Annotated in this window: 3 protein-coding genes; all 3 read right to left on the bottom strand. The window is 46.2% G+C overall.

The genetic code is table 11. From position 1 onward, the window contains the following. Positions 1-455, bottom strand: a 455-nt coding sequence (locus R7P72_RS24435; RefSeq protein WP_411912901.1) for a hypothetical protein, incomplete at its 3' end; no start/stop codon positions are given. After that, positions 415-927, bottom strand: a complete 513-nt coding sequence (locus tag R7P72_RS24430; RefSeq protein WP_318110887.1) for a DUF2878 domain-containing protein — start codon at positions 925-927, stop codon at positions 415-417. The genes R7P72_RS24430 and R7P72_RS24435, both read right to left, overlap by 41 nt. 5 nt (positions 928-932) lie before the next feature. After that, on the bottom strand, positions 933-1,387 hold a 455-nt coding region (locus R7P72_RS24425), incomplete at its 5' end, for a class I SAM-dependent methyltransferase (RefSeq protein ID WP_318110886.1).

Genomic DNA, 1,387 nt, shown 5'->3' with positions numbered 1-1,387 from the left:
TGGCGATAGATGATCTGTCCCTTATCTCCATCAGTGACGTAGGTCAGTTCATCGCCATTTTTGATACTTGGGAAGATAAAGCTCAATTGGGTAATCCATTGTTGGCGGCTCGACTTAGGGAAGCCCAGTTTTTGCCACTGTTCCTCCGTCACCTCAAGCAACTGCTGCTTGCTTATGTCTCGTTGATAGTTGATCTCTAAAGCAAATGGATGCGGAGAAACATCCGTAGAAACTAGGTATTGCCCATTGGGTGCTTTTAGGCGAGATCGATAAATATCAAACACAAACCAAGTGAGCTGCGCTTCGCCGACTGTTTCCCATTCCTGCCAGTTTTCTACATTCAGTCTGTCAGTGCTCCCTATATCTTGTGCCTGCGAAGGTATTGCGCCCACTGCAAACACAAACAAGATACCGCTACCCATACCCCTTAGGAGTTTTCTCTTTAAGCTTGCCATTGTCATACACCTTGAGAATCACCAGCATTAACACCAACCACTCAACAAACAAGGCTAGTAACGTAATACTTGTATCGAATCCAAACTCTACCGCTTGAAGCTTGTAGCCAGCAAAGTAACTGAGCATTCCTCCAAGCCCACCTAATATTGATACGTGGATTTTGGCGAAGCGGTGCAAAAGCACTTTCAGTTGGTAGGCATACCATGCAAACAATACCCATAGACCAATCAACCACACAGGGAGCCAAGGGGTAGGGAAAACCAAAAGCGAGAAGTGTTGATTTAGCGTATCGAGAACTAGCCCGAAAAAGGTGACAAAGGAGATCGCTTTCACCGAGTGAAACGCCGTCAGAATGGAATACACCAAGGTCGCCAACGCCAGTATCATCATCAACCATTGCCACTCAAACGTACCAAGAAAAGCAATAAACCAGCACAGTTGAAACCAAGTGGACGCAATCAACACTCTCATAATTGTTATGGGCGCTGGAAAGTCATGTGAACGGCGCTGATCGTACGAGCAAGAAAACCGCCTTCACAATAACTAAGGTAATAACGCCACATGCGGACAAACCGGTCATCGTACCCAAACCCTCGCACAGCATCCTCTGCGCGGTTAAAACGGCGATGCCACTCATTCAGTGTTTTTGCGTAGTCTAGGCCGATGTCAAACAAATCACGAACCACCAAATCACTGTGCTTAGTGGTCGCTTGTGTCAAAGACGTCACCGATGGCAAGAAACCACCAGGGAAAACGTATTTCTGAATAAAATCGACATTGTTGCTGTAATAGTCGTAGCGCTGGTCCGCAATCGTAATCGCTTGGATAGCCATCAGGCCGCTAGGCTTTAATAACGACTCGCACTTTTTGATGTAGGAAGCTAAGAACTGTTTCCCCACGGCTTCAATCATCTCGATAGAAACCAATTTAT

Source organism: Vibrio sp. Vb0888 (assembly GCF_033338835.1).
GTDB lineage: Bacteria > Pseudomonadota > Gammaproteobacteria > Enterobacterales > Vibrionaceae > Vibrio > Vibrio alginolyticus.
The sequence above is the reverse complement of the archived record's forward strand: the minus strand, read 5'-3'. Positions and strand labels throughout refer to the sequence as shown.

Coding starts and splice junctions, on each gene's coding strand:
- R7P72_RS24430 (WP_318110887.1), bottom strand. CDS start 927: ATGAGAGTGTTGATTGCGTCCACTTGGTTTCAACTGTGCTGGTTTATT.